The sequence below is a fragment of the Actinocorallia sp. A-T 12471 genome (assembly GCF_033875155.1).
Taxonomy (GTDB): domain Bacteria; phylum Actinomycetota; class Actinomycetes; order Streptosporangiales; family Streptosporangiaceae; genus Actinocorallia.
The window spans coordinates 406,387-428,890 of record NZ_JAWZTE010000003.1 but is presented as its reverse complement, the minus strand read 5'-3'; the positions used below and the strand labels follow the sequence as shown (position 1 = coordinate 428,890).

Genomic DNA, 22,504 nt, shown 5'->3' with positions numbered 1-22,504 from the left:
ATGAGGTCAGGCTAACCAGGGAGGTTTCGGTCAGCCCTATGTTTCTTAGGTGAGCCTAAGCTAAGGTGCTGATCAGTCCGGATGAACAGGGCAAACGTCTTCAAACTGTGACAAAGAGAGAGAGTTCAGCATGACTCAGCCTCCTGAGGCGACGTTCTCGGCGGTGCTCCGTGCGGCGAGCGCCACCGACCACGCGGCCGCGGAGTCCGCCGGGTACATGGGCGACCTCATGGGCGGGAAGCTGCCGATCGCCGCGTTCGCCGCGCTGACCGCGCGTCTGCACCCCGTGTACGCCGCGCTTGAGGAGGCCGCCGAGGCCATGCGCGAACACCCCGTCGCCGGACCCTTCGTCCACGACGAGCTCGCCCGCACCGCGGCCCTCGAGGAGGACCTCGCGTTCCTCTACGGGACGGACTGGGCCGACCGCCTCGGCGACTCGCCCGCGTCGCGCGCGTACGTCGAGCGCATCCGCGCCGTCGCGTTCGACACCCCCGAGGGCTTCATCGCGCACCACTACACGCGCTACCTCGGCGACCTGTCTGGCGGCCTCATCATCGGCCGCACCCTTGAGCGCGTGTACGACCTCGCCGACGGCCGCGGCGTCGCGTTCTACCGTTTCGCCGACATCCCCAAGCCCAAGCCCTTCAAGGACGCCTACCGCGCGCTCATCGACGAGGCACCCCTTGACGCCGAGGGCCGCGCGCTCGTCGTCGCTGAGGTCCGTGAGGCTTACCGGCTGAACAGCGCGCTGTTCGCCGAGCTCGGCGCGATGAGCTGGAACGAGGCGGCATGACCCGCGCGTTCGGCCTGAGCCTGCTCACCGCCGCCGCGCTCGCCGCACTGCCGGGGGCGGCCCACGCCGACCCCGGCACCGCCCAGGGCTCGGAGGGCCAGAAGCTGACGGTCTCGTCCACGACCGTGACCGACGGGCAGACGGTCACCGTCAAGGGCGAGGGCTTCGACACCGCCAAGGGCATCTACGTCGCCTTCTGCAAGGACCTGGGCGACGGCCGCGCCCCGACGCCGTGCGGCGGCGGCGCGGACACGTCGGGGCTCGGCGGCGGCTCCCACTGGATCTCGGACAGCCCCCCGCCCTACGGCAAGGACCTCGCGGAGAAGTACGGCCCCGGCGGCAGCTTCGAGGTGCAGATCAAGCTCGTCGCGAAGATCGGCGAGGACGTCGACTGCGCCGTTGACGTGTGCTCGGTCGTCACCCGCGCCGACCACACGCGGGCCGAGGACCGCACCGCCGACGTGCGCATTCCGCTGACGTTCACCACCGACGGCGGCGGCGGTTCGGACACCGCGCTCTATGTCGGCGGGGGCGTCGCGGCCCTCGTCGTCGTCGCGGGCGGAGGGTTCCTGCTCGCGCGGCGGCGCAAGGCGGCGGCGTGACCGGTGCGCGGGCGCGGCGGGTGTTGTCCGTCGCGCTCGTGTGCGCGCTCGCGGCGGGCTGCGGGGGCAGGCCGGCCGCCGAGCACGCGGGCAAGGCGGCGGGCGGCGGCGACTGCGGTCCCGCGACGGTCACCGGCCTGCCCGACGACGTCGACCCGATCACCCCCGAGCCCAAGCCGAAGCTCCCGGTCACCGTGACAGGGGCCGACGGCGAGAAGACGACGGTCACCGACACGAGCCGCATCCTCGCGCTCAACATGTACGGCTCGCTCGCCGAGATCGTGTTCAGCCTCGGGCTCGGCGGCCACGTGGTCGGCCGCGACGCCTCCACGGTGTTCGCCTCCGCCAAGGACCTGCCGCTGGTCACCACGCACGGCCACGACCTGTCCGCCGAGGCGATCCTCGGACTCGACCCGACGGTCGTGCTCGCCGACGCCAGCATCGGCCCGGCCGAGGCGATCACCCAGATCCGCGCGGCGGGCATCCCCGTCGTCATGGTCGACGACGAACAGACCCTCCCGGCCGTCACCGAGCACATCGCCGACGTGGCCGAGGCGCTCGGCGTCCCCGACGCAGGCGCGAAGCTCGCCGCACGCGTCACCGACGGCATCGCCGAGGCGCGCCGCACCGCGCCCGAAGGCCGTGAGCCGACCATCGCGTTCCTGTATGTGCGCGGCACCGCGGGCGTCTACCTCATCGGCGGCGACGGCGCGGGCTCGGACGCGATGATCGAGGCGATCGGCGCGCGCGACGCGGGCTCCGCGATCGGCCTGAAGGGCTTCCGGCCGCTCACCAGCGAGGGGCTCATCAACGCCGCGCCCGACGTCATCCTCGTGATGAGCTCGGGCCTGGAATCGGTCGGCGGCGTCGACGGGCTGCTGAAGCTGCCCGGCGTCGCGCAGACCCCGGCGGGCGAGAACCGGCGCGTCATCGACGCCGACGACGGCTCGCTGCTCAACTTCGGCGCGCGCACCGGCGACACCATCGCCGCGCTCGCGCACGCCGTCTACGAAACGTGCAAGGCATGACTCTGCAAGAAGACATGACCCGCGAGGGGCACACCGTTCCAGCGAAGACACCCGGCAAACCCGACGTGTCGGGCAAGAAGGGCAGGGGACGTCGCGTCACGCTGCTCGTCGCGCTCGGCGTGGCGCTGCCGGTGCTGATCCTCGTCGCGGCTGGCAGCGGCCAAGTCGACATCCCGCCCGGCCAGGTGCTCGGCTCGGTACTGCACCGGCTCGGCATCCCCATCGGCGACCTGCCGACCGCCGCGCAGGGCGAGAACGCGCTGTGGATCGTGCGCATCCCGCGCGTGCTCATGGCCGCGGTCACCGGCGCGGCGCTCGGCTGCGCGGGCGCGCTCATGCAGGGCGTGTTCGGCAACCCGCTCGCCGAACCCGGCGTCATCGGCGTGTCCTCGGGCGCGGCAGTCGGCGCGGCCGCCGTCATCACGTTCGGGCTGACCGGGCTCGGCAACTGGACTGTGGTCGCCGCCGCGTTCGTCTGCGGGCTGCTGACGACGCTCGCGGTGTACGCGATGGCCCGCGCGAACGGGCGGACCGAGGTCGTCACGCTGCTGCTGACCGGCATCGCGGTCAACGCGGTCGCCGGGGCGGCGCTCGGGCTGCTGATGTTCCTTTCCAGCAACGACGCGCTGCGCTCGATCACGTCATGGCAGCTGGGCAGCCTCGCCGGGTCGACCTGGGACGCCGTGTACGTCGTCGGGCCCATCGCGGTCGTCGGCTGCCTCGTCGCGATCGCGCTCGGGCGGCGGCTCGACCTGCTGGCGCTGGGGGAGCGGACCGCGCGGCACCTGGGCGTCAACGTCGAGCGGCTGCGGTTCACCGGGATCGTGGTGATCGCGCTGCTGACGTCGGCGGCCGTGGCGTTCAGCGGCATCATCTCGTTCGTCGGGCTCGTCATCCCGCACCTCGTCCGCATGGCGGTCGGGCCCGGTCACCGGGTTCTGCTGCCCGCCAGCGCGCTGGGCGGGGCGTGTCTTCTTGTGGTCGCCGACCTTGTCGCGCGTACCGCGGTCCCGTACCAGGAGCTTCCCTTGGGCGTTCTCACGGCCGTCGTAGGCGGGCCGTTCTTCTTCTGGCTGCTGCGCCGTACCCGCGCCCGTTCGGGAGGCTGGGGATGAGCGTCGGCATCATCGAGGGGTTCCGCCGCAGGACGCGGCTGCCCGGCGAACGCGTCAGCCTGACGGCCGAGGGGGTCTCGGTGCTGCGCGGCGGACGGCCCGTGCTCTCCGGGGTCGACCTGACGATCGAGCCGGGCGAGGTGCTCGCGCTCGTCGGGCCCAACGGCGCGGGCAAGTCGACGCTGCTCGCGGCGCTGTGCGGGGACGTGGAGTTCACCGGCGACGTGCGGGTCGACGGGCTGCCGCTCGCGGAGTGGAAGCCCGTGGAACTCGCGATGCGCAGGGCGATCCTCACCCAGACGCACTCGGTCTCCTTCTCGTTCTCCGTGGAGGAGATCGTCAGGATGGGCCGCGCGCCATGGATCGGCACCCCGCTTGAGGATGAGGACGACGAGGCCGTCTACGCGGCGCTGGAGGACGCGGACGTCTCACGGTTCGTCGGACGGCCCTTCCCGCGTCTGTCGGGCGGCGAGCAGGCCCGGGTGGCGCTCGCGCGGGTCCTTGCCCAGCGGACCCCCGTCGTCCTCCTCGACGAGCCCACGGCGGCCCTCGACGTCCGGCACCAGGAACTCGTGTTCGCGGTGACGCGCGGGCTCGCCGCGCGCGGCAGGTCGATCGTCGCGGTCGTGCACGACCTCGGCCTCGCCGCCGCGCACGCCGACCGGGTCGCGGTGCTGTCGGACGGCGGGCTCACCGCGTGCGGCGCGCCCGAGGACGTGCTGACCGCCGACCTGCTGTCGGAGGTCTACGGCCACCCCATCGAGGTCATCGAGCACCCGCGCACGGGGCGTCCGCTGGTGCTGCCGCTGCGCTGACGTGCCGGGCGCGGGCCTCGCCTCGTGATCCGCACTCTGGTAGACAGTGTGTCCAACGACTGATCGCGGGTCTGAGCGAGGAGTGCGCCATGGGGCGTCCGTACGACGCTGTGCTTTACGGGGCCACCGGCTTCACCGGGGGGCTGACCGCCGAGTACCTCGCCGCGCACGCGGGCGAGACCCGCTGGGCGCTCGCCGGGCGCGACCTGGCCAAGCTGGAACGGGTGCGCGACAGGATCGGGGTCGACGTGCCGCTGCTGCACGCCGACGCCGGCGACCCCGCCTCCCTCGACGCGCTCGCCCGCTCGACGCGGCTCGTCATCTCGACCGTCGGTCCCTACCTGAAGTACGGCGAGCCGCTGGTGGCCGCGTGCGCCGAACACGGGACCGACTACGTCGACCTGACCGGTGAGCCCGCGTTCGTCGACCTGATGTACCTGCGCCACCACCGCAGGGCGGTGGAGACCGGGGCGCGGCTCGTGCACGCGTGCGGCTTCGACTCGATCCCCTACGACCTCGGCGTGTACTACACCGTCCAGCGGCTGCCGGAGAACGTGCCGCTGCGCGTCGAGGGGTTCGTCAGCGCCAACGGCAGCGCCTCGGGCGGCACCGTCGCCTCGTTCCTCGGCGTGCTGCGCGACCCCCTCGGCATGCGCAGGGCCGCCGCCGAGCGCGCGGCCGTCGAGCCGCTGCCGCAGGGGCGGCGGGCAAGGATCGCACGCAGCCCGCTGCCGCGCACGCGGGTGCACGGCGGCGTCCCGGTGCCGCTGCCGACGCTCGACCCGCAGATCGTGGTGCGCAGCGCCCGCGCGCTTGAGCGCTACGGCCCCGACTTCACCTACGCGCACTTCTTCGCGTTCGTACGGGGCGGCGGCCTTGGCGGTAGCGGGGGACTGCGCGCGACGCTGCGTCAGACGCCCGGCGAAGGGCCGTCGGCGGAACAGCGCGCCAAGAACTGGTTCAAGGCGCGCTTCCAGGGCGAGGGCGGCGGCGTCAGGATCGCCACCGAGGTCGCGGGCGGCGACCCCGGCTACACCGAGACCGCGAAGATGCTGTCGGAGTCGGCGCTGTGCCTGCTGCACGACGACCTGCCGGCCACGGCGGGCCAGGTGACGACCGCGCAGGCGATGGGCGACGCCCTCATCGCGCGGCTCCAGCGCGCCGGGATCACCTTCCGCACCCTCTGACACGACAAGCCCGGCAAGTTCGACAAGTTCGACGAACCCGGCTTATCCCACGATAAAACCCGAGGTGGGAGGGGTCGGGCGCGTTACGGGGGCGAACCGGGACCGTTCACTGCGAAGTTCCCGAACCTCGGTACGCGCCCGATCCCGGCATGCCATGCTGTGACTTCCCGTGATGGCAAATGTACGGTTTGTCATTGCCGTCCCATACGCGAGGTCGGGTCATGCTGCTATTCCGGAGCAGGAGCGGAGCCGTCGACGAGGACGAGGCCCTCCGGTTCCTCGAGGAGTTCCACACAGAGTCGGGCACCGCCGAGCGCGCCTCGGCGCGGGCGCGGGCGGTGCGGGAGGAGATCCGCAGAACCGGCACCTACCGGCACACCCCCCAGGAGCTGGAGTACGGCGCGCGCGTCGCCTGGCGCAACAGCTCGCGGTGCATCGGCCGCCTGTACTGGCGCAGCCTGCGCGTCCGCGACCGCCGCGACGTCGCGGACGCCGCCGGGGTCGCCGCCGAGTGCGTCGCGCACCTGCGCGAGGCGACCAACGACGGACGCGTCAGGCCCGTCATCACGGTCTTCGCGCCCGACGGGCCGGAAGGCAAGGGTCCGGTCATCCACAGCGACCAGCTCGTCAGGTACGCCGGATACCCCGGCCACCTCGGCGGCGTGACCGGCGACCCGGCGGGGGTCGGCGCGACACGGATCGCGACCGGGCTCGGCTGGCAGGGCGTGGGCGGGCCGTTCGACGTGCTCCCGCTGCTCGTAGAGGGGCGCGACGAACCCGTCAGATGGTTCGCGCTGCCGCCCGACGCGGTGCTCGAGGTGCCGCTCACCCACCCCGACCTGCCGACCTTCGCCGGGCTCGGCCTGCGCTGGCACGCGGTCCCCGCGGTGTCGAACATGACGCTGGAGATCGGCGGCGTCAAATACCCCGCCGCGCCCTTCAACGGCTGGTACATGGGCACCGAGATCGGCGCGCGCAACCTCGCCGACACCGACCGCTACGACATGCTCCCGGCCGTCGCCGACCTGCTCGGCCTCGACACCCGCGACGACGCCACGCTCTGGCGCGACCGCGCCCTCGTGGAGCTGAACGTCGCGGTGCTGCACTCGTTCCGCGAGGCGGGCGTCACCATCACCGACCACCACACCGAGGCGCGCCGCTTCCTGTCCCACCTGGCCCGCGAGGAGAGCGCGGGAAGGACGTGCCCGGCCGACTGGACATGGATCGTCCCGCCGCTTTCGGCGTCGGCCACACCGGTCTTCCACCGCCTCTACACTGACGCCGACCTACGGCCCAACTTCGTCCGCCGCGCCCCCTGAGCCGCCGCCCGTTCCAGTTCGGCGGCGTGGGGGTCACGGTCGCGCACAGGCCGTTGACAGCGGCGGCCGCGCGAGGCGACGGTGTGCGGGAGCCGCCGGGGGGAAGGGAAACGATCATGAACGCACGCAAGGTCATCGGGGCGGCCGCGGCCTTCGCCGTCGCGGCGGGAGTCGGGTTCGCCTTCGGGTTCGCGGCCGTCGGACGCGCCGCGCACACGCTCGCGTCGGACTGGACCGACCACGACGCGATCGCCGAACTCGTCGACGGATAGCAGGCGAGCGGCCCCGGACGTCGGACGTCCGGGGCCGCTCGTGTTCCCCCACCCCTGAGGGTCTGTGTCAGACGAGAGCGGGCGCGAGCCTGGGCAGCACGTTCTCGCCGATCCGGTAAGCCTCCTCCAGGTGCGGCCAACCGGAAAGAATGAACTCCTCGATCCCGACGGACGCGTACTCGCGCAGCAGCGCCGCGACCTCGTCGTGCGAGCCGACCAGCGCGGTGCCCGCGCCCTCGCGGACCAGGCCGACGCCCGCCCACAGGCCGGGCGAGATCTCCAGGTCGCGCGTGTCGCCGCCGTGCAGCTCGGTCATCGCGCGCTGCGCGGTCGAGTCGAAGCGGGCGAACCGCCGCTGCGCCGCCTCGATCCGTGCGGGGTCCATCCCGGCGAGCAGCTTGTCGGCCTCGCCCCACGCCTCGGCCGAGGTGTCGCGGCTGATGACGTGCACGCGCAGCCCCACCCGCAGGTCGCGGCCGCGCGCGGCGGCCGCCTCCTTGAGCGCGCTGACCTTCCGTGCGACGGCGGCGGGCGGCTCTCCCCAGGTGAGCGCGACGTCCACGTGCTTGGCCGCGACCTGGACCGCGGCGGGCGACGACCCGCCGAAGTACAGCGGCGGCACCTGCGCGAGCGGGGCGTCGAGGCCGCCGCCCTCGATCCGGTAGTGCGCGCCGACGTGGTCGAACGGGACGCCCTCGAAGGAGCGGCGCAGCACCTCGAGGAACTCGTCGGTGCGCGCGTAGCGTGCGTCATGGTCGAGGAAGTCGCCGTACGCGCGCTGCTCGACGGGGTCGCCGCCGGTGACGACGTTCAGCATCAGCCGTCCGTCGGAGACCTCCTGGAACGCCCTGACCTGCTGGGCGAGCAGCGTCGGCAGGGCGAAACCAGGACGGAACGCCACGAGCATCTTGATCCGCTCGGTGTGCTGCGCGACGGCAGTGCACACGATCCACGGGTCGGGGCAGCCCGCGCCGACCGGGGTCAGCGCCGCCTCGAACCCTGCGTCCTCGGCCGCGCGGGCGACCTGGGACAGATAACGGACGCTGCCCGGACGCCGCGCGGAGCGGCCCGAGTCCGTCGTCATGATCGCCGCGCGCACCTCGGCGCCGTCGCCGGTGGTCGGCAGGAACCAGTGGAAACGCATCGCGCGCGCACCTCTCCAGTATTTCTATGGGTCAGGTAGGAATTCTACGCGGCGGCGGCCCGGACCGCCGACGCGATCTTGTCGCGCAGCGCCGGATGGTCGGGGTGCAGGTGCGGGTCCTCGGCGTGCGGCAGCTCCGACGCCTGGTCGAGCACCACGCGTCCCGGGCGCTTGCTCAGCACCAGGACGCGGGTGCCGAGGTACACCGCCTCGTCCACGCTGTGCGTGACGAACAGGACTGTCTTGCCCGTCGCCTGCCACACCCGCCGCAGCTCCTCCTGGAGCCGCTCGCGGGTGAGCGCGTCGAGCGCGGCGAACGGCTCGTCCATGAGCAGGATCGCCGGGTCGGGCGCGAGCGCGCGGGCGATCGCCGCGCGCTGCTGCATCCCGCCCGACAGCTCGTACGGCTTGCGGCCGGCCGCGTCGGCGAGCCCGACGAGGTCGAGCAGCTCCGCCGACCGCGCCCGCCGCGCCGCCTTCGTCCCCTTCAGCCCGAACTCGACGTTCCCGCGCACCGAAAGCCACGGGAACAGCCTCGGCTGCTGGAAGACCACGCCGCGGTCCGGGCCCGGGCCCGTCACTGGCTTGCCGGACACCGCGACCTCGCCGTCGGTCGGCCTGGCGAACCCCGCGACGAGCCGCAGCAGCGTGCTCTTGCCACAGCCCGACGGGCCCACGATCGCGGTGAACGAGCCGGGCGCGAGGTCGGCGTCGATGTCGGCGAGCGCCGTGACCGGGTCGCGGCGTCCCCCGTAGACGAGGGAGACGCCGCGCAGGGTCACCGCGCCGCCGGACTCAGCCGGAGAAGGCATCGGAGAGCGCCTTGGTGGCCAGGCCCTTCTGGAACACCGACAGCTCGGGCACCGCGTCGATCTGGTTCTGCGACTTCAGGAACTCCGCGGCGCTGAACAGGTTGTCGGCGAGCTTGCCGGGCGCGTCCGGGGTGCCCAGGTACTCGGCGCCCTTCTGCTCCGCGCCGTCGAGCAGGACGAGCTGGTCGAGCTGGCGGCCCGCCTCGGCCGGGTCGAGGTTCAGCTCCTGGCCGATCGCGGCGGCCGCGGCGGCGTGGTCGGAGCGGACCAGCTTGACCGCGCGGTCCTGCTGCTGCAGCCAGGTCTTCAGGGCGTTCGGGTACTTGTCGGCGAACTCGGTGCGCACCACCGCGAGGTCGGCGGTCACCTTGCCCTTGGCCGCGAGGTCCTTGCTGGAGATGAGGACCTTGCCGTCCTTCTCCAGCTCGCCGAGGACCGGGGTCCAGACGTAGGCGGCGTCGATGTCGCCGCGCGTCCAGGCCGCCTGGATGTCCTGCGGCTCGAGGTCGATCAGGGTGACGTCGGACTCCTTGAGGCCCGCGTCCTGCAGCGCCGCGAGCAGGCTGTAGTGCGAGGTCGAGGAGAACGGCGTGGCGATCTTCTTGCCCTTGAGCTCGGCGACGGTCGCCGCGCCCTTGGCGACCAGCGCCTCGTTCTCGCCGATGACGTCGAAGATCCACGGCACCTGGTAGGGGATGTTCAGCGGCGCGGTCAGGCCGCGCGTGACCGGGCTGCTCCCGGCCAGGCCGATGTCCACCGAACCCGCGATGATCGCGGTGTTGACGTCGCCTCCCGAGTCGAACTTCGACCAGGTGATCTTGGTGTCGGGCAGCGCCTCCTCGAGCCACTTCTGGTTCTTGACGATGAGGTCGCCGTTCGGGATGAGCTGGTAGGCGATGCGCAGTTCCTTCGGGGTGCCGTCGGTGTTCGCGCCGCCGCCCTCCTCTCCGCTTGAGGAGCAGCCGGCAAGGCCGAGCAGCAGCGCCGCGGCAGCCGCGACGAGCGAGGTGAGCTTCATGGTGTCTCTCGACTTTCGGGGGAGGGTCATGCCCGGCCGCGCCAGGGCACGAGCTTGCGTTCGCCGTACTGAAGGAGGGCGTCGATGATGAGGCCCGACGCCCCGATGACCAGCAGTCCGAGGACCACCACGTCGGACTGGTTGTAGCGCTGGGCGTCCCGGATCATCCCCCCGATTCCCGGGACCCCGTTGACGGTCTCGGCCGCCACCACTGTGGTGTAGGCGACGCCGACCGCGACGCGCACGCCGGTCATGATCTCCGGCAGCGCCGACGGGAGCACGATCCGCCAGGGCAGCGCCCAGCGGCTCGCGCCGAGCGAGCGCGCGGCGTTCAGGTAGTCCTCGTGCACGCCGCGCACCGCGTCGGCGGTGGCGACCGCGACGGGCGGCAGCGCCGCGACGAAGAGCAGGACGACCTTGGGCGTCTCGTCGATGCCGAACCAGATGATGAGCAGGCTGAAGTAGGCCAGCGGCGGCAGCGTCCGCACGAACGTCACGAGGGGCCCGAGCAGTGCCCGTACCGTCGGGACGAGCCCGATGAACAGTCCGATGACGATGCCGCCGACGATTCCGTACAGGCTGCCGAGGATGATGCGCCGCAGGCTGATGCCCAGGTGCTCCCACAGCAGGTACCCGGCGTAGCCGCGTTGCCCGTTGTCCTGCACGGTGGAGGTCTCGATGAGCGCGTGCCAGACCGACGACGGGGACGGCACGAAGACCTCGGGCCACACCCCCGCCGCCGCGACGGCCCACCAGAGCGCGAGCAGAGCGGCGACTCCGCCCACCCGCAGCGCCAAAGCACGCGACACCGCGACCTTCTTCCTACAAAACCAATCAAACAGGTCGGAAAAGAAGATAGAGGGAAGCGTCCCGCTTTGTAAAGCGAAGCCCTTCCGGCCGAGAGGGCCGGAAGGGCGGTGATACGCGCGGTTCTGTGGGGAGTGCCGGGTCAGCGGGTGAACTTCAGGAGGAACTCGACGTGGCCGTCGTCCTCCACCTCGATGCCGGGGAAGAAGGGGTTGTCGATGCCGTAGTCGGTGAACTTCACGGGGATCTGGCCGCTCACCTCGAACGTGTCGGCGCCGGTGCGCGACGCCGTCACGGGGAAGGTGACGGCCTTGGTCTGGCCCTTGAGGGTCAGCTCACCCGTTGCCTCGGCCTCGGCCTGCGCCCCGACGGCCGGGACCGTGCCGAGCTCGATCGGCGCGGTGAGCCTGAACGTCGAGGTCGGGAACTGGGCGACGTCCATGATGCGGCCGCGGAACTGGTCGTCGCGGCGGTTCTGGTCGCTCGTGACGTTCGCCATCTGCACGGTGAACTCGCCTTCCGTCACCGAGCTTCCCGCGACGGTGAGGTCGCCGCTGATCTCGCCGGTGCGGCCGACCGCCTCGACCTTCTGGCCGAACAGCACCTCCTTCACCCGGTACCCGGCCTGGGAGTCCGCGCCGACCTTCCAGGCCCCGTCGGCGGAGACCGACTCGCCCGCCGCCGCGGACGGGCTCGCGGTCCCGACGGTGAGGCGCTCGGGCGCGTCACCCTCGATGAACCGCGTGTAGACGAACGGGGCTACGACGAATCCGAGCAGGAGGACGCCGACGACGCCGACGACCCACCATGTCCACTTCTTCACTAAGGCTCTCCATCAGGCGAGGGCGTACACTGTCGTTCCAACGATCCGCTGGGGGCTGTAGTTCGCCGCGACCCAGTCGGCTATCCGCTGGGCCTCGGTGCTGCCATTCTGGGACGTGCCGAACATCGAACTCTCGATGAAGTAGTGCACACGTCCCTCGGCGACGAGCTTCTGGAACCGCGCGAGCGTCGGCGCGGGGTCGGTGCCGTTGAACCCGCCGACCGCCATCACCGGCGCACCCGTCGCGAGCTGGTAGCCCGCCGCGTTGTTCGACCCGATGACGGCGGCGGCCCACGTGTACCGGTCGGCGTCCGCCCGCAACGCCGCGACGACCTCGGCATCAGGCTCAGGCGCGGACAGCAGCCCGGCCCCACCGCGCATGCCGCCCCCGAACCCGCCCCCACCGAACCCGCCCCCGGGCCCGCCGCTGGCGGACGCACCGCTGGACGCCGCGTTGCTGTTCGACGCACCGCTCGGCGCGTTGCTGTTCGACTTGCCGCTGGGCGCGCCGCCGTTGGAAGCGCCGCTGGACGCGTTGCTGTTCGATGTGCCGCTGGGCGTGCCGCCGTTGGAAGCGCCGCTCGGCGCGTTGCTGTTCGATGTGCCGCTGGGCGCGCCGCCGTTGGAAGCGCCGCTCGGCGCGCCGCCGCCGGACGTGCCGTCGCCGCCGTCGAACCCGCCGCCGGGCGCGCCGCCGCCAGGGAGGGAGACGCCGGGGCCGAAGCCGCCGCCGCCTCGGGGGCGGAAGCCTCCGGAATCCGTCGCGGGGCCAGCCGTCGGGATCGCGCCGGTGTGGGCGGTGGCGGCGGTCTCCAGGGCGTAGGCGGCGGGTCCGGCGAGGCCCGCGACGAGCGCGGCGGCGGCTCCGACGGCGAGGGCGCGCCCCCGTCCGAGCAGCAGCAGTGCCGCGACGAGGCCCGCCGCGACGACCGCCCAGCGCAGCCAGGGCACGAAGTCGGGGGTACGGCCGAGCAGGACATATCCCCACACAGCGGTCACCGCAGCCGTCGCAGAAAGCACTTCACGCCGACGCGCGCACACCGCGACCCCGAGCCCGACCAGGGCCGCGACGGCGGGGGCGAGCGCGACCGCGTAATACGCGTGGAAGATCCCGCGCATGAACGAGAACACAAGGCAGGTCACCACGAACCAGCCGCCCCACAGCGCGAACGAGAAGCGCGCAGCCCCGCGCGTCACGAGGAGGCCGGTGACCAGCAGGATGAGCGCGGCCGGGACAAGCCAGGCGATCTGCCCGCCGAGCTCGGACGCGAAGATCCGGCTCCACCCTGCCTCCTGGTCGAGGTTGCCGAGGCCGCCGTAGTCCGCGCCGTTAAGGCGGCCGATCCCGTTGTAGCCGAGGGCGAGTTCGAGCACGCTGTTCCCCTGCGAGCCGCCGATGTAGGGGCGCGCCGACGTGGGCGTCAGCGCGACCGCCGCGATCCACCAGCTGGCGCCCGCGACCACCGCGAGGCCCGCGCCCAGCGTCTGCATGAGCCGTCGCCGCAGCGTTCCCGGCGCGAGCGCGAGCCAGGCCGCCGCGAAGCCGGGCAGCACGAGGAACGCCTGGAGCATCTTGGCGAGGAACGCCAGGCCCACCAGCGCGCCCGCGACCAGCACCCAGCGGGTCGAGCCCTCGGGGAAGGCGCGGACCAGCGCGTAGGCCGCGCCGACCAGCAGCAGGACGAGCAGCGCGTCGGGGTTGTTGAAGCGGAACATCAGCGCGGCCACCGGCGTCGTCGCCAGCGCGGCCCCGGCCACGAGGCCGCCCGCGACCGCCGCGCGCGGCCCGGTGGTCCCGTCGAGGCCCCTGCGGACCGCCCCGTACAGCAGCGCGACCGCCCCGACGCCCATCAGCGCCTGCGGGACCAGCACGCTCCAGGAGCTCAGCCCGAAGATCCGCGCCGACAGCGCCATCGGCCACAGCGCGAGCGGGGCCTTGTCGACGGTGATCGCGCCCGCCGCGTCCGTCGCGCCGAAGAACATCGCCTTCCAGCTCTGCGCCCCGGCCTGCGCGGCCGCCGAGTAGTAGGCGTTGGCCCACCCCGACGCGCCGAGCCCCCACAGGTAGAGCGCCCCCGTGGCGGCCAGCAGGGCCGCCAGGGCCGGGAGCGCCCACCTTGGCCCGCCTGCACCTTTGTCCATGGGGCGCAGCGTAGGCACCCGGCATGAGAGGCCGATGAGACGTCCGTCACCCGTTTCTCACGCTCGGGCCCCGGCCCTTCTCACCCCGGTCTCACCCGGTTCTCACGGACCTGCCTGACAGTGGAAGTCGGGCAAGGAGGGGAGAACGCCATGAGGCTCATGCAGGCGGCGGCCGGAAGCGGCTGGCGGGACCATGTCGACCTGGTCGGTCCGGCCCGCGGGCTCGCGCTCGCCGAGGTCGAGCGGTCGGGGCTGCGGGGACGCGGCGGCGGCTGGGCTCCGGCGGCCGCAAGGCTCAGGGCCGTACGGCACTGCCACACCGTCGTCGTGAACGGGATGGAGGGCGATCCGCTGTCGGCCAAGGACACCTGGCTGCTGCAGCGGGCCCCGCACCTCGTCGCCGACGGGGCCGTGGCCGTCGCCAGGCTGCTGGGGGCGAAGGAGATCTCCGTGGCGGTCCCCGCCGGTTTGGACGGCCTGGGACAGCTCCTCAAGGAGGCGTTCGCCGGACGCGACGCGGGCGAACCCGCCCTGCACGTCGCGGAGGGGCGCGGAGGATACCTCGCGGGGGAGGACACCGCCCTGGTGAGCGCGCTGCGCGGCGGGCCCGCGACGCCGTCGGCCTTCCTGCCCTCGGACGAGGGGTGGTTCGTCGGAAATGCCGAGACCTTCGCCCATCTCGCGCTGATCGCCAGGCACGGGGCCGCGTGGTTCCGTGGCCAGGGGACCGCCGCCGCGCCCGGCACCATGCTGGTGACGCTCACCGGGGCCGTCCCACGGCCCGGCGTGCACGAGGTGCCCGTCGGGACCCCGCTGGCGCGGCTCGCCCACCCGGCCGGGCCGGTGCTGCTCGGCGGCCATCGCGGGCTGTGGCTCGCGGGGGAGGCGGCGCGGAACGTCAACCTCGATCCCGACGTCGTCCCGTGCGACGCGGCCGCCGTGACCGTCCTGCCCTGCGGGGCGTCGGCGGTGGACCGCACCCGTGAGATGACCGAGTGGCTGAAGGCCGAGGGGGCGTCCGGGAAGGCGTCACGCCTGGTCGCCAGCGCGCTTACGGTCGCCGCAGCCGAGGAGGCGGCCGCCCGCCGCCGGCTGCGCGACGACCGCGCCGGATTCCTCCCTGAATTCCCCGACCCGACGGTCTTCGGACCCGCCTACTTCCTTCCGGCCGCATAGCCGGAGGGTCCCCACGGGACGGCCCCGCTCTCCGCGAGAGCGGCTTGGCCCGACCGCGCCGGCCATCCCACTCTCCGGCGCGTTCGAGCGGAGCGGGGCTCCCGTCCACAAGACTCCGGCCGTAAGGAGTTCCGGCCGGAACCAGGCGCTCTCGGTGGCAGGCCCGAGCCACCGGGAGCGCCATTTCGCGTGCTAGAGCGGGCGCAGGACCAGGGACGCGGAGTGGCCGCCGAACCCGAACGAGTTCGACAGAACCGGCGCGGGCGCGATCGCGCGCGGCGCGGTGTGCACGACGTCGATCGCGTCGGCGTCGGGGCCGCCGGTGAAGTTGGCGGTCGGCGGGACCACCCCGCGCGCGGCCGCCAGCAGCGCGAAGACCGCCTCGACGGCGCCGCCCGACCCCAGCAGGTGGCCGGTGACGCCCTTGGTCGCGGTGACCGGGGGAGAGCCGTCGGGGAAGCACGCGGAGATCGCGCGCGCCTCGGCCCTGTCGTTGTAGGTCGTCGCGGTCGCGTGCGCGTTGACGTGGCCGACCTCTTCCGGGCGAACTCCTGCGTCGGCGAGGGCCGCGCGCATCGTGCGGGCGGCGACGCGGCCGTCGTCCAGGGGCTGCACGATGTGGCCCGCGTCCACGCCCGTCGCGTACCCGGCGAGCTCGCCGTAGATCCGCGCGCCGCGCGCCTCGGCGAGGTCAGCGCGTTCCAGGACGAGGAACGCGGCGGCCTCGGCCATGACGAACCCGTCGCGCTCGCGGTCGAACGGCCGGGACGCCTCGTGCGGCGCGTCGGCGCGGCGGGAGAGGGCGTTGATCCTGGCGAAACCGGCGACGGCGAAGGGCGTCAGCATCGCCTCGACCCCGCCCGCGACGGCGGCGTCGATCCTGCCGTGCCGGATCGCGGTCATCGCCTCCCCGAGCGCGACCGCCGCGCTGGCGCAGGCGCACGAGAACGTGAGGCACGGGCCCTGGAGGCCGTGCCGGATGGAGATCCGCGCGGCGGTCGCGTTCGGCATGATCATCGGTACCGACGCGACGGGCAGCTTCTCGCGGGGGAGGGTGCCGAGGTCGGCGATGTAGGAGGTGTGGCCGCCGCCGGTGCCGACGTAGACGCCGGTGCGGGCGTCGCCGTCGGCGTCGGGGTCGCGGTGGTCGGGCAGGCCCGCGTCGAGGCGGGCGTCGGCGGCGGCCGCGACGGCGAGCCGGGTCGGCCGGTCGAGATGGCGCTGACGGGCGCGCGGGAAGTAGGCGTCGGGGTCGAAGCCGGTGACCGCGCACCCGAAGGTCACGGGCACCGCCGCCTCGAGCAGCGCGGGCAGGTGTGCCGCGACGCCCTTGCCCGCGAGGACCGTCGCGAAGGCGTCCTCCGGGGTGTTGCCTGCCGGGCTTTTGAGGCCCATTCCGGTGACGACGACACGGTGCACGGCGGCCTCCTGGGGGGATAGGGCCGGAAAGTACCACGCGTTAGCGAAGCGCTTCGTTTGGTTTCCGTGACAGAAATGACGGATATGTCTGTCACGGAGGAACAAAAACGGGATGCCGGGCGAAGGGGGAGCCATGGCGACGGGACACGACGGCCCGCGCCGCATCAGGCTCAGCCGCAAGCGCGGCTGGCGCAAACCCGAGGGCGCGATCGTGGTCAGCCGCCCCTCGAAGTGGGGCAACCCCTTCCCCGTCGGCAAACGCATGCCCCCCGAATACGGCGGCGAGTACGTCCCCGACCGCGCCACCTCCGTGGCCCTCTACCGCGAAGCCTTCGAAGCCTTCACCGAAGGCACCCCCTACCCCCGCGGCGCCAACCCCCTCTCCGCCCACTGGACCCCCGAGTCCTTCACCGCCGCCCTCACCACCGACCTACGCGGCCACGACCTCGCCTGCTGGTGCCCCCTCCCCGCCCCCGGCGAACCCGACCTCTGCCACGCCGCAACCCTCCTCACCCACGCCAACCCCTAACCACCCCCACCCCCCGCCGGGCAACCCAAACGCTCGGCCCGACGGCCCAACCCGCAGGGCGGGCCGAATGCTCCGCGCGGCGGCCCGGTCCCCTCGGGCGGGTCGAACGCTCGTGCGGCGGCCCGGGCCCGTTGGGCGGGTCGGTGTCGAGGCGTGTTGCTGAACGGGCGGCGTGGGGGGGGTGATCTTGCCTAGGCTTGCGTTTAGGCGGGAGGGAAGGGGGCGCGGGTCGATGGGTGAGCAGGCGGGGCGGGGTGGGGGGCGTGATCCTTATGCCGAGCGGAACGAGAAGCTTGTGCGGGATCGGATTCCTGAGCTGATCCGGGCCTCGGGCGGGCGGCCGGACGTGCGCACCGCCGATCCCGCGGAGATGCGCAGGCTGCTGCTGGCCAAGCTCTGGGAGGAGGCCGACGAGTTCTCCGCCGAGCCCTCAGTTGAGGAGCTCGCCGACGTGCTCGAGGTCGTCCGGGCGCTCGCCGACGGGATCGGGTGCGACGCCGTCGAGCTTGAGCGTGTGCGCGCGGCCAAGGCCGCCGCCCGAGGGGGGTTCGCCGAGGGGCTCGTGCTGCGGGGCATCGCGGGGGCCGAGCGTCCCCGGGTCGTCAAAGCGCGCGCGCTTCTGCTCGACAAAAACGACTCCCTCATCCTGTTCCGCCGTACGCGGGCCGGACGCACCCCGTACTACACGACCCCGGGCGGCGGCGTGGAGGACACCGACGCCGACGTCGAAGCCGGGCTGCGCAGGGAGCTCATGGAGGAGCTCGGGGCGACGGCGGGCCCGGTCAAGCCCGTCTTCACCTTCTCCGAGCACCGCCCGCACGCCACCTACGTGCACCACTTCTTCGTCTGCCGCCTGACCTCGATGGACCTCGCGCTGCGCTCCGGCCCCGAGTTCGCCGACGCGAGCCGTGGCGCCTACGACGTCGAACGCCTCCCGTGCCGGGGCGCGTCCTTCACCGGCCTGCCCCTGTGGCCGAGGGAGCTGCGGGACTTCCTCATCGAGTCCGCCGCCACACTTCCCGCGCTCGCCTAGGCCCTCGGCAGCCAGCCCTCGCCACGGTGCTCGTCAAGGCCGGGCGCGGGCGACGCCGGACGCGGCGACGTCCCCGGAATCAACGACCCCGTGACGGGCCCATCGGCACCCGGCGCGATAACGCCGCGCGCCTGGAAGTGCGGATGGGCCAGCATCTCCCCCCGGTCGAGCACCGCGCTCGCCGGAGCCCCCGCCTTCTCCAGCCTCTCCAACGCGACGTGCCGGGGAAGCTCCTTGAGCGCCAGCCTTATCCGGTCGTCGAACTCCCGTACGCGCGAGATACGCGTCGCGAAAGGCTCCTCGGCGAGACCCGACAGCTCCAGAGCCGCGCAGACAGCCCGCCAAAGGTGGTCCTCCGACACGACGCCCAACGCGACGCGCAGGCCGTCAGCGCAGGTGTAGACGCCGTAACCGGCCACAGGGCCGATCCCGTCACCCCCGGGAAGGGCGGGCGGCGCTGTGGAGACCCAGTGGGCGAGGGTGTCAGCGAGGCCGATATCCAAGTGCGCGCCTTCGCCGGTCTTGGCAGCGCGCAGGCACGCGGCCGTTATCGCGAAGGCGGCGGTGGTGGCGGCGGCCATGTCGGCCAGGGGGAGGTCGACCGCGTCCGGGGGAAGGCCGCCGGGCGGGAGCGCCCCGGCCGTCGCCCGGTAGTTCACGTCGTGCCCCGGGACGCCCGCGAGCGGGCCGCGCTCGCCGTATCCGGTCAACGCGCACGTCACCAGGGCGGGGCGTGCCGCGCGCAGCGTGTCAGGCCCGATCCCGAGCCGTGCGGCGACGCCAGGCCGGAACCCGGTGACGACGGCGTCGGCCTCGGCGGCCAGTTCGAGGCAGCGGGCGAGGTCGTCCGGGGCCTTGAGGTCGAGCGCGATCGCCCGCTTGCCCGCGTTGAGCGGCCCGAAGTGCTTGGCGAACACCCGCATCGGCTCACCGCCCGGGGGCTCGACCTTGAGCACGTCGGCGCCCATCCCGGCGAGCAGGAGGGTGGCGTAGGGGCCGGGCCGCCACATCGTCAGGTCGAGCACGCGCAGGCCGTCGAGCATGCGGCAAACGTATCAAGCGCTTGGTCGGGAGATCCCGCCCGGATTCAGGGTTGGCAAAGTGATATCACTTTGCTAATTTGGAGACATCGCCCCGAGCAAGGAGAAACCCATGAGCGAGACCTTGATGCCCGCCCCCCAGATCCGGGAGAAGATCGCCTTCGGCTCCTCCGGCTGGCCCATCCTCGGCCTGTGCCTGCTCGCCCTCATCGGCGGCTCGGCCGCCATCATCGGCGGGATCGCGATGGCGTCCGCCGCCGGTGTGGCCGTGCTCGTCGCGGGAATCCTCATCGCCCTCGCCGGCCTCGTGTTCATGGTCGGCCTCACCGCGGTCGCGCCCGGTGAGGCCCGGGTCGTCACCCTCCTCGGCCGCTACACCGGCACCGTCCGCACCGACGGCCTGCGCTGGGTGAACCCCCTCACCGACCGCCGCAAGGTCTCCACCCGCATCCGCAACCACGAGACCGACGTGCTGAAGGTCAACGACGCCGACGGCAACCCCATCGAGATCGCCGCCGTCGTCGTCTGGCAGGTCAAGGACACCGCGCGCGCCGTCTTCGAGGTCGACGACTTCGTGGAGTTCGTCGCGATCCAGACCGAGACCGCCGTCCGCCACATCGCCAACAGCTACCCCTACGACACCCACGACACCGGCCTGTCCCTGCGCGACAACGCCGACGAGATCACCGAGCGGCTGTCCACCGAGATCGGCCTCCGCGTGGACGCCGCGGGGGTGGAGATCATCGAGTCGCGCCTCACCCGCCTGGCCTACGCCCCCGAGATCGCCCAGGCGATGCTCCGCCGTCAGCAGGCGTCGGCCATCGTCTCGGCCCGCACCAAGATCGTGGAGGGCGCGGTCGGCATGGTCGAGATGGCGCTCACCCGCCTCACCGACGACGGCATCGTCGAGCTCGACGAGGAGCGCAAGGCGGCGATGGTCTCCAACCTCCTCGTGGTCCTGTGCGGCGATCGGGACGCCCAGCCGGTCGTGAACACCGGAACCCTGTACTCCTGATCCGATGGCCGTAGAGCGCAAGAAGCTCCTGCTGCGGCTCGACCCGGCGGTGCATGACGCCCTGGCCCGCTGGGCCGGGGAGGAACTGCGCAGCACCAACGCGCAGATCGAGTTCCTGCTCCGCCGGGCGCTCGCCGAGGCCGGGCGGCTGCCTTCCGGGGTGTCCCGGATCCGCCGCCCGGGCCGGCCGACCCGGGCCGAACAGGACGAAGCAGAAGAACCCACCGCTCCCGCCTCCCCAAACCCGCCCCCCGAATCGGAGGAAAAGCCATGAAGCAGCCAGAGAGCCTCGCCCAGCGGATGTTCCTGCTCGCCCTCGACCCGGACAAGGGCAGGACCCACTCGAGCACCTACCTGAGGCCGCTGATCAGGTCCGCGGTCCTCACCGAGCTGTACCTTTCCGGCCACCTCCGCGACGACGCGGGCAAGCCCGCCGTCGAGGTCGCGGGGCCGTGCGCCGACCCCGTCCTCGCCGGAGTGCTCCAGGAGATCGGCGAGGGTCGTCCCCGCAGGTGGCAGCACTGGGTCGGCCGCCAGGGCAGGCAGACCACCGACGCGGTCCGCGACCAGCTCATCGACGGCGGTCTGCTCAGGGCCGAGCCGCGCAGGGTCCTCGGGCTGTTCCCGTCCACCTACTACACCCTGCGCGACCCCCGCGTCCGCTCAAGGCTCACCGCGACGGTCTCGGCCGTGCTGCGCGACCCCGTCGGACGCGTCGACCCCGCCGACGCCGCGCTCGTCTCCCTGTCCGTCCTGGGCCAGCTCCACAAGGTCGTCCCCCGGGCCAAGCGCAAGGAGCACAAGCAGAAGATCAAGGCGCTCACCGAGGTCACCGGCCCCGCCGCGCCCGCGCTGAAGAAGACCATCGACACCTACCACGCCGCGGCGGCGGGCTGAGACCTCGACCCGCGCACAGGCGTCGCCCTCCGGCCCGGGAGCGCGACGCCCTCGCCGTGCTCAGCGCTCGGCGTTCGCGCCCGTCGACCGCATCCGCGCAAGGAACTCCGAGGCCCACCGCGACACGTCGTTGTCGACCACCTTCCGGCGCATCGACCGCATCCGCTTCTGCAACTCCCGCGCGTCGGCCCGCATCGCCTCGACAAGGATGCGTTTGAGGCCGTCGACGTCGTAGGGGTTCACCAGGTAGGCGCGGCGCAGTTCCTCGGCCGCCCCCGCGAACTCGCTCAGCACGAGCGCGCCGCGCAGATCCTCATGGCACGCCACGTACTCCTTGGCGACGAGGTTCATCCCGTCGCGCAACGGCGTCACCACCATCACGTCCGACGCCAGGTACAGCGCCGCGAGCTCCTCGCGGCTGTAGCTGGTGTGCATGTAGTTGATCACCGGTGCGCCGAGCGCGCCGAACTCGCCGTTGATCCGGCCGACCTGCAACTCGATGTCGTCGCGCAGGATCTGGTATTGCTCGACCCGCTCCCGGCTCGGCGTCGCCACCTGCACGAACACCGCCTCGCCCGGCTTCAGGGTGCCGTCGGCCAGCAGCTCGCCGAACGCCTCGAGGCGCTGGGTGATGCCCTTGGTGTAGTCGAGGCGGTCGACGCCCAGCAGGATGCGGCCCGGGTCGCCGAGCTCGCGACGGATCTGCGCCGCCCGCTCCCGCACCTCGGGCCGGTGGACGAGGTCGGTCAGCTCCTTGACGTCGACGGAGATCGGGAACGCCTCGGCGAGCACGTCACGGCCGTCCACGTGGACCACCGAGCCGTGCACCCGCACGTCGAGGAGGCGGCGGGACAGCCTGACGAAGTTCGCGGCGGCCGCCGGAAGCTGGAACCCGACGAGATCCGCGCCGAGCAGGCCCTCGAGGATCTCCTTGCGCCACGGCAGCCGGAAGAACAGCTCGGAGGGCGGGAACGGGATGTGCAGGAAGAAGCCGATCCTGACGTCGGGGCGCAGCTCGCGGAGCATCTTCGGGACGAGCTGGAGCTGGTAGTCCTGGACCCAGACGAGGGCCCCCTTGGACGCCACCTCTGCGGTCTTCTCAGCGAAGCGCCTGTTCACGCGTACGTAGGCGTCCCAGGTCGTCCGGTGGTACTCGGGCGGGGCTATCGCGTCGTGGTACAGCGGCCATAGGGTCGCGTTGGAGAAGCCCTCGTAATACAGCTCGATGTCTTCCGACGACAAGGTGACCGGCACAAGGCGCAGCCCGTCCTCGGTGAACGCGTCGGTCTCCTCGTCCGCCGCGCCCGTCCAGCCGATCCACGCGCCGTCCCGCTCCCGCATGAGGGGAGTGATGGCCGTCACCAGACCGCCGGGGCTGCGCCGCCACCCGACCTCGCCCTCCGGTCCGGTCACACGGTCCACAGGCAGGCGGTTGGCGACGACGACAAAATCACTCACAAGATCGAACCTACCCAAATCCCAGGTACGGTCCCACACCCAACACGTGACCGTCACCAC

23 protein-coding genes are annotated in these 22,504 nt (G+C 72.6%); 14 read left to right on the top strand and 9 right to left on the bottom strand.

Annotation, left to right across the window (positions count from 1 at the left end; all coding sequences use genetic code 11):
• The first annotated feature begins 130 nt into the window (after positions 1-130).
• The 8 genes from R9X44_RS10930 (at position 131) to R9X44_RS10895 (ending at position 7,131) form a co-directional block, all read left to right on the top strand.
• On the top strand, positions 131-793 hold the full coding sequence (locus R9X44_RS10930; protein WP_319813936.1) for a biliverdin-producing heme oxygenase: 663 nt from the start codon (positions 131-133) through the stop codon (positions 791-793).
• Positions 790-1,395 (top strand): hypothetical protein, encoded by a 606-nt coding sequence (locus R9X44_RS10925; protein ID WP_319813935.1) that lies wholly within the window; start codon positions 790-792, stop codon positions 1,393-1,395. Before R9X44_RS10930 ends, R9X44_RS10925 begins: the two co-directional genes overlap by 4 nt.
• Positions 1,392-2,423 carry a heme/hemin ABC transporter substrate-binding protein gene (locus R9X44_RS10920; RefSeq protein ID WP_319813934.1) on the top strand — a complete coding sequence of 344 codons (1,032 nt, stop codon included), beginning with the start codon at positions 1,392-1,394 and terminating at the stop codon, positions 2,421-2,423. Before R9X44_RS10925 ends, R9X44_RS10920 begins: the two co-directional genes overlap by 4 nt.
• On the top strand, positions 2,420-3,538 hold the full coding sequence (locus R9X44_RS10915) for an iron ABC transporter permease (RefSeq protein WP_319813933.1): 1,119 nt from the start codon (positions 2,420-2,422) through the stop codon (positions 3,536-3,538). Before R9X44_RS10920 ends, R9X44_RS10915 begins: the two co-directional genes overlap by 4 nt.
• Entirely contained in the window at positions 3,535-4,353 is an 819-nt protein-coding gene (locus tag R9X44_RS10910) for a heme ABC transporter ATP-binding protein (RefSeq protein WP_319813932.1), read from the top strand. The genes R9X44_RS10915 and R9X44_RS10910 overlap by 4 nt, the downstream gene beginning before the upstream one ends.
• Positions 4,354-4,442: 89 nt before the next feature.
• Positions 4,443-5,540, top strand: a complete 1,098-nt coding sequence (locus tag R9X44_RS10905) for a saccharopine dehydrogenase family protein (protein WP_319813931.1) — start codon at positions 4,443-4,445, stop codon at positions 5,538-5,540.
• Between the two features lie 221 nt (positions 5,541-5,761).
• Positions 5,762-6,859, top strand: a complete 1,098-nt coding sequence (locus R9X44_RS10900) for a nitric oxide synthase oxygenase (RefSeq protein ID WP_319813930.1) — start codon at positions 5,762-5,764, stop codon at positions 6,857-6,859.
• 116 nt (positions 6,860-6,975) lie between these two features.
• A complete protein-coding gene (locus R9X44_RS10895; protein ID WP_319813929.1) occupies positions 6,976-7,131 on the top strand; it encodes a hypothetical protein in 156 nt (51 codons plus the stop codon).
• Positions 7,132-7,198: 67 nt separating this feature from the next.
• On the opposite strand, the gene R9X44_RS10890 is transcribed toward R9X44_RS10895, so the two are convergent.
• The 6 genes from R9X44_RS10890 to R9X44_RS10865 all read right to left on the bottom strand — a co-directional run bounded on the left by R9X44_RS10890 (position 7,199) and on the right by R9X44_RS10865 (position 13,877).
• Positions 7,199-8,275, bottom strand: a complete 1,077-nt coding sequence (locus tag R9X44_RS10890) for an LLM class flavin-dependent oxidoreductase (RefSeq protein ID WP_319813928.1) — start codon at positions 8,273-8,275, stop codon at positions 7,199-7,201.
• Between the two features lie 44 nt (positions 8,276-8,319).
• A complete protein-coding gene (locus R9X44_RS10885) occupies positions 8,320-9,087 on the bottom strand; it encodes an ABC transporter ATP-binding protein (RefSeq protein WP_319813927.1) in 768 nt (255 codons plus the stop codon).
• Entirely contained in the window at positions 9,071-10,105 is a 1,035-nt protein-coding gene (locus tag R9X44_RS10880) for a glycine betaine ABC transporter substrate-binding protein (protein WP_319813926.1), read from the bottom strand. The genes R9X44_RS10885 and R9X44_RS10880 overlap by 17 nt, the downstream gene beginning before the upstream one ends.
• 26 nt (positions 10,106-10,131) lie before the next feature.
• Positions 10,132-10,914 (bottom strand): ABC transporter permease, encoded by a 783-nt coding sequence (locus R9X44_RS10875; RefSeq protein WP_319813925.1) that lies wholly within the window; start codon positions 10,912-10,914, stop codon positions 10,132-10,134.
• Between the two features lie 140 nt (positions 10,915-11,054).
• The gene (locus tag R9X44_RS10870; RefSeq protein WP_319813924.1) at positions 11,055-11,735 is read right to left on the bottom strand and encodes a YceI family protein; all 681 of its coding nucleotides are present in this window, start codon (positions 11,733-11,735) and stop codon (positions 11,055-11,057) included.
• Positions 11,736-11,747: 12 nt separating this feature from the next.
• On the bottom strand, positions 11,748-13,877 hold the full coding sequence (locus R9X44_RS10865; protein ID WP_319813923.1) for a glycosyltransferase family 39 protein: 2,130 nt from the start codon (positions 13,875-13,877) through the stop codon (positions 11,748-11,750).
• Between the two features lie 150 nt (positions 13,878-14,027).
• Here R9X44_RS10865 and R9X44_RS10860 point away from each other — a divergent pair, with 150 nt between their 5' ends.
• The gene (locus R9X44_RS10860; protein ID WP_319813922.1) at positions 14,028-15,053 is read left to right on the top strand and encodes a hypothetical protein; all 1,026 of its coding nucleotides are present in this window, start codon (positions 14,028-14,030) and stop codon (positions 15,051-15,053) included.
• Positions 15,054-15,245: 192 nt separating this feature from the next.
• On the opposite strand, the gene R9X44_RS10855 is transcribed toward R9X44_RS10860, so the two are convergent.
• Complete coding sequence (locus tag R9X44_RS10855) at positions 15,246-16,472, bottom strand: beta-ketoacyl-[acyl-carrier-protein] synthase family protein (RefSeq protein WP_319813921.1); 1,227 nt, start codon at positions 16,470-16,472, stop codon at positions 15,246-15,248.
• A 133-nt stretch (positions 16,473-16,605) separates the two neighbouring features.
• On the opposite strand from R9X44_RS10855, the gene R9X44_RS10850 reads away from it, so the two are divergent.
• Both R9X44_RS10850 and R9X44_RS10845 read left to right on the top strand, forming a co-directional pair.
• Positions 16,606-17,001, top strand: a complete 396-nt coding sequence (locus tag R9X44_RS10850; RefSeq protein ID WP_319813920.1) for a DUF4326 domain-containing protein — start codon at positions 16,606-16,608, stop codon at positions 16,999-17,001.
• 295 nt (positions 17,002-17,296) lie between these two features.
• A complete protein-coding gene (locus R9X44_RS10845) occupies positions 17,297-18,034 on the top strand; it encodes an NUDIX domain-containing protein (protein ID WP_319813919.1) in 738 nt (245 codons plus the stop codon).
• On the opposite strand, the gene R9X44_RS10840 is transcribed toward R9X44_RS10845, so the two are convergent.
• A complete protein-coding gene (locus tag R9X44_RS10840; RefSeq protein WP_319813918.1) occupies positions 18,031-19,077 on the bottom strand; it encodes a CaiB/BaiF CoA transferase family protein in 1,047 nt (348 codons plus the stop codon). The genes R9X44_RS10845 and R9X44_RS10840 overlap by 4 nt on opposite strands.
• 109 nt (positions 19,078-19,186) lie before the next feature.
• On the opposite strand from R9X44_RS10840, the gene R9X44_RS10835 reads away from it, so the two are divergent.
• The 3 genes from R9X44_RS10835 to R9X44_RS10825 are packed head-to-tail and all read left to right on the top strand — an operon-like array spanning position 19,187 to position 20,986.
• On the top strand, positions 19,187-20,089 hold the full coding sequence (locus R9X44_RS10835; protein ID WP_319813917.1) for an SPFH domain-containing protein: 903 nt from the start codon (positions 19,187-19,189) through the stop codon (positions 20,087-20,089).
• A gap of 4 nt (positions 20,090-20,093) precedes the next feature.
• A complete protein-coding gene (locus tag R9X44_RS10830) occupies positions 20,094-20,363 on the top strand; it encodes a hypothetical protein (RefSeq protein ID WP_319813916.1) in 270 nt (89 codons plus the stop codon).
• Positions 20,360-20,986 (top strand): GOLPH3/VPS74 family protein, encoded by a 627-nt coding sequence (locus R9X44_RS10825; RefSeq protein ID WP_319813915.1) that lies wholly within the window; start codon positions 20,360-20,362, stop codon positions 20,984-20,986. The genes R9X44_RS10830 and R9X44_RS10825 overlap by 4 nt, the downstream gene beginning before the upstream one ends.
• Before the next feature lie 60 nt (positions 20,987-21,046).
• On the opposite strand, the gene R9X44_RS10820 is transcribed toward R9X44_RS10825, so the two are convergent.
• Positions 21,047-22,444: a trehalose-6-phosphate synthase gene (locus tag R9X44_RS10820; protein WP_319813914.1), complete on the bottom strand. Its 1,398-nt coding sequence runs from the start codon at positions 22,442-22,444 to the stop codon at positions 21,047-21,049.
• Positions 22,445-22,504 lie beyond the last annotated feature (60 nt).

Coding starts and splice junctions, on each gene's coding strand:
- R9X44_RS10930 (WP_319813936.1), top strand. CDS start 131: ATGACTCAGCCTCCTGAGGCGACGTTCTCGGCGGTGCTCCGTGCGGCG.
- R9X44_RS10925 (WP_319813935.1), top strand. CDS start 790: ATGACCCGCGCGTTCGGCCTGAGCCTGCTCACCGCCGCCGCGCTCGCC.
- R9X44_RS10915 (WP_319813933.1), top strand. CDS start 2,420: ATGACTCTGCAAGAAGACATGACCCGCGAGGGGCACACCGTTCCAGCG.
- R9X44_RS10910 (WP_319813932.1), top strand. CDS start 3,535: ATGAGCGTCGGCATCATCGAGGGGTTCCGCCGCAGGACGCGGCTGCCC.
- R9X44_RS10905 (WP_319813931.1), top strand. CDS start 4,443: ATGGGGCGTCCGTACGACGCTGTGCTTTACGGGGCCACCGGCTTCACC.
- R9X44_RS10900 (WP_319813930.1), top strand. CDS start 5,762: ATGCTGCTATTCCGGAGCAGGAGCGGAGCCGTCGACGAGGACGAGGCC.
- R9X44_RS10895 (WP_319813929.1), top strand. CDS start 6,976: ATGAACGCACGCAAGGTCATCGGGGCGGCCGCGGCCTTCGCCGTCGCG.
- R9X44_RS10890 (WP_319813928.1), bottom strand. CDS start 8,275: ATGCGTTTCCACTGGTTCCTGCCGACCACCGGCGACGGCGCCGAGGTG.
- R9X44_RS10885 (WP_319813927.1), bottom strand. CDS start 9,087: ATGCCTTCTCCGGCTGAGTCCGGCGGCGCGGTGACCCTGCGCGGCGTC.
- R9X44_RS10880 (WP_319813926.1), bottom strand. CDS start 10,105: ATGAAGCTCACCTCGCTCGTCGCGGCTGCCGCGGCGCTGCTGCTCGGC.
- R9X44_RS10865 (WP_319813923.1), bottom strand. CDS start 13,877: ATGGACAAAGGTGCAGGCGGGCCAAGGTGGGCGCTCCCGGCCCTGGCG.
- R9X44_RS10860 (WP_319813922.1), top strand. CDS start 14,028: ATGAGGCTCATGCAGGCGGCGGCCGGAAGCGGCTGGCGGGACCATGTC.
- R9X44_RS10850 (WP_319813920.1), top strand. CDS start 16,606: ATGGCGACGGGACACGACGGCCCGCGCCGCATCAGGCTCAGCCGCAAG.
- R9X44_RS10840 (WP_319813918.1), bottom strand. CDS start 19,077: ATGCTCGACGGCCTGCGCGTGCTCGACCTGACGATGTGGCGGCCCGGC.
- R9X44_RS10835 (WP_319813917.1), top strand. CDS start 19,187: ATGAGCGAGACCTTGATGCCCGCCCCCCAGATCCGGGAGAAGATCGCC.
- R9X44_RS10830 (WP_319813916.1), top strand. CDS start 20,094: ATGGCCGTAGAGCGCAAGAAGCTCCTGCTGCGGCTCGACCCGGCGGTG.
- R9X44_RS10825 (WP_319813915.1), top strand. CDS start 20,360: ATGAAGCAGCCAGAGAGCCTCGCCCAGCGGATGTTCCTGCTCGCCCTC.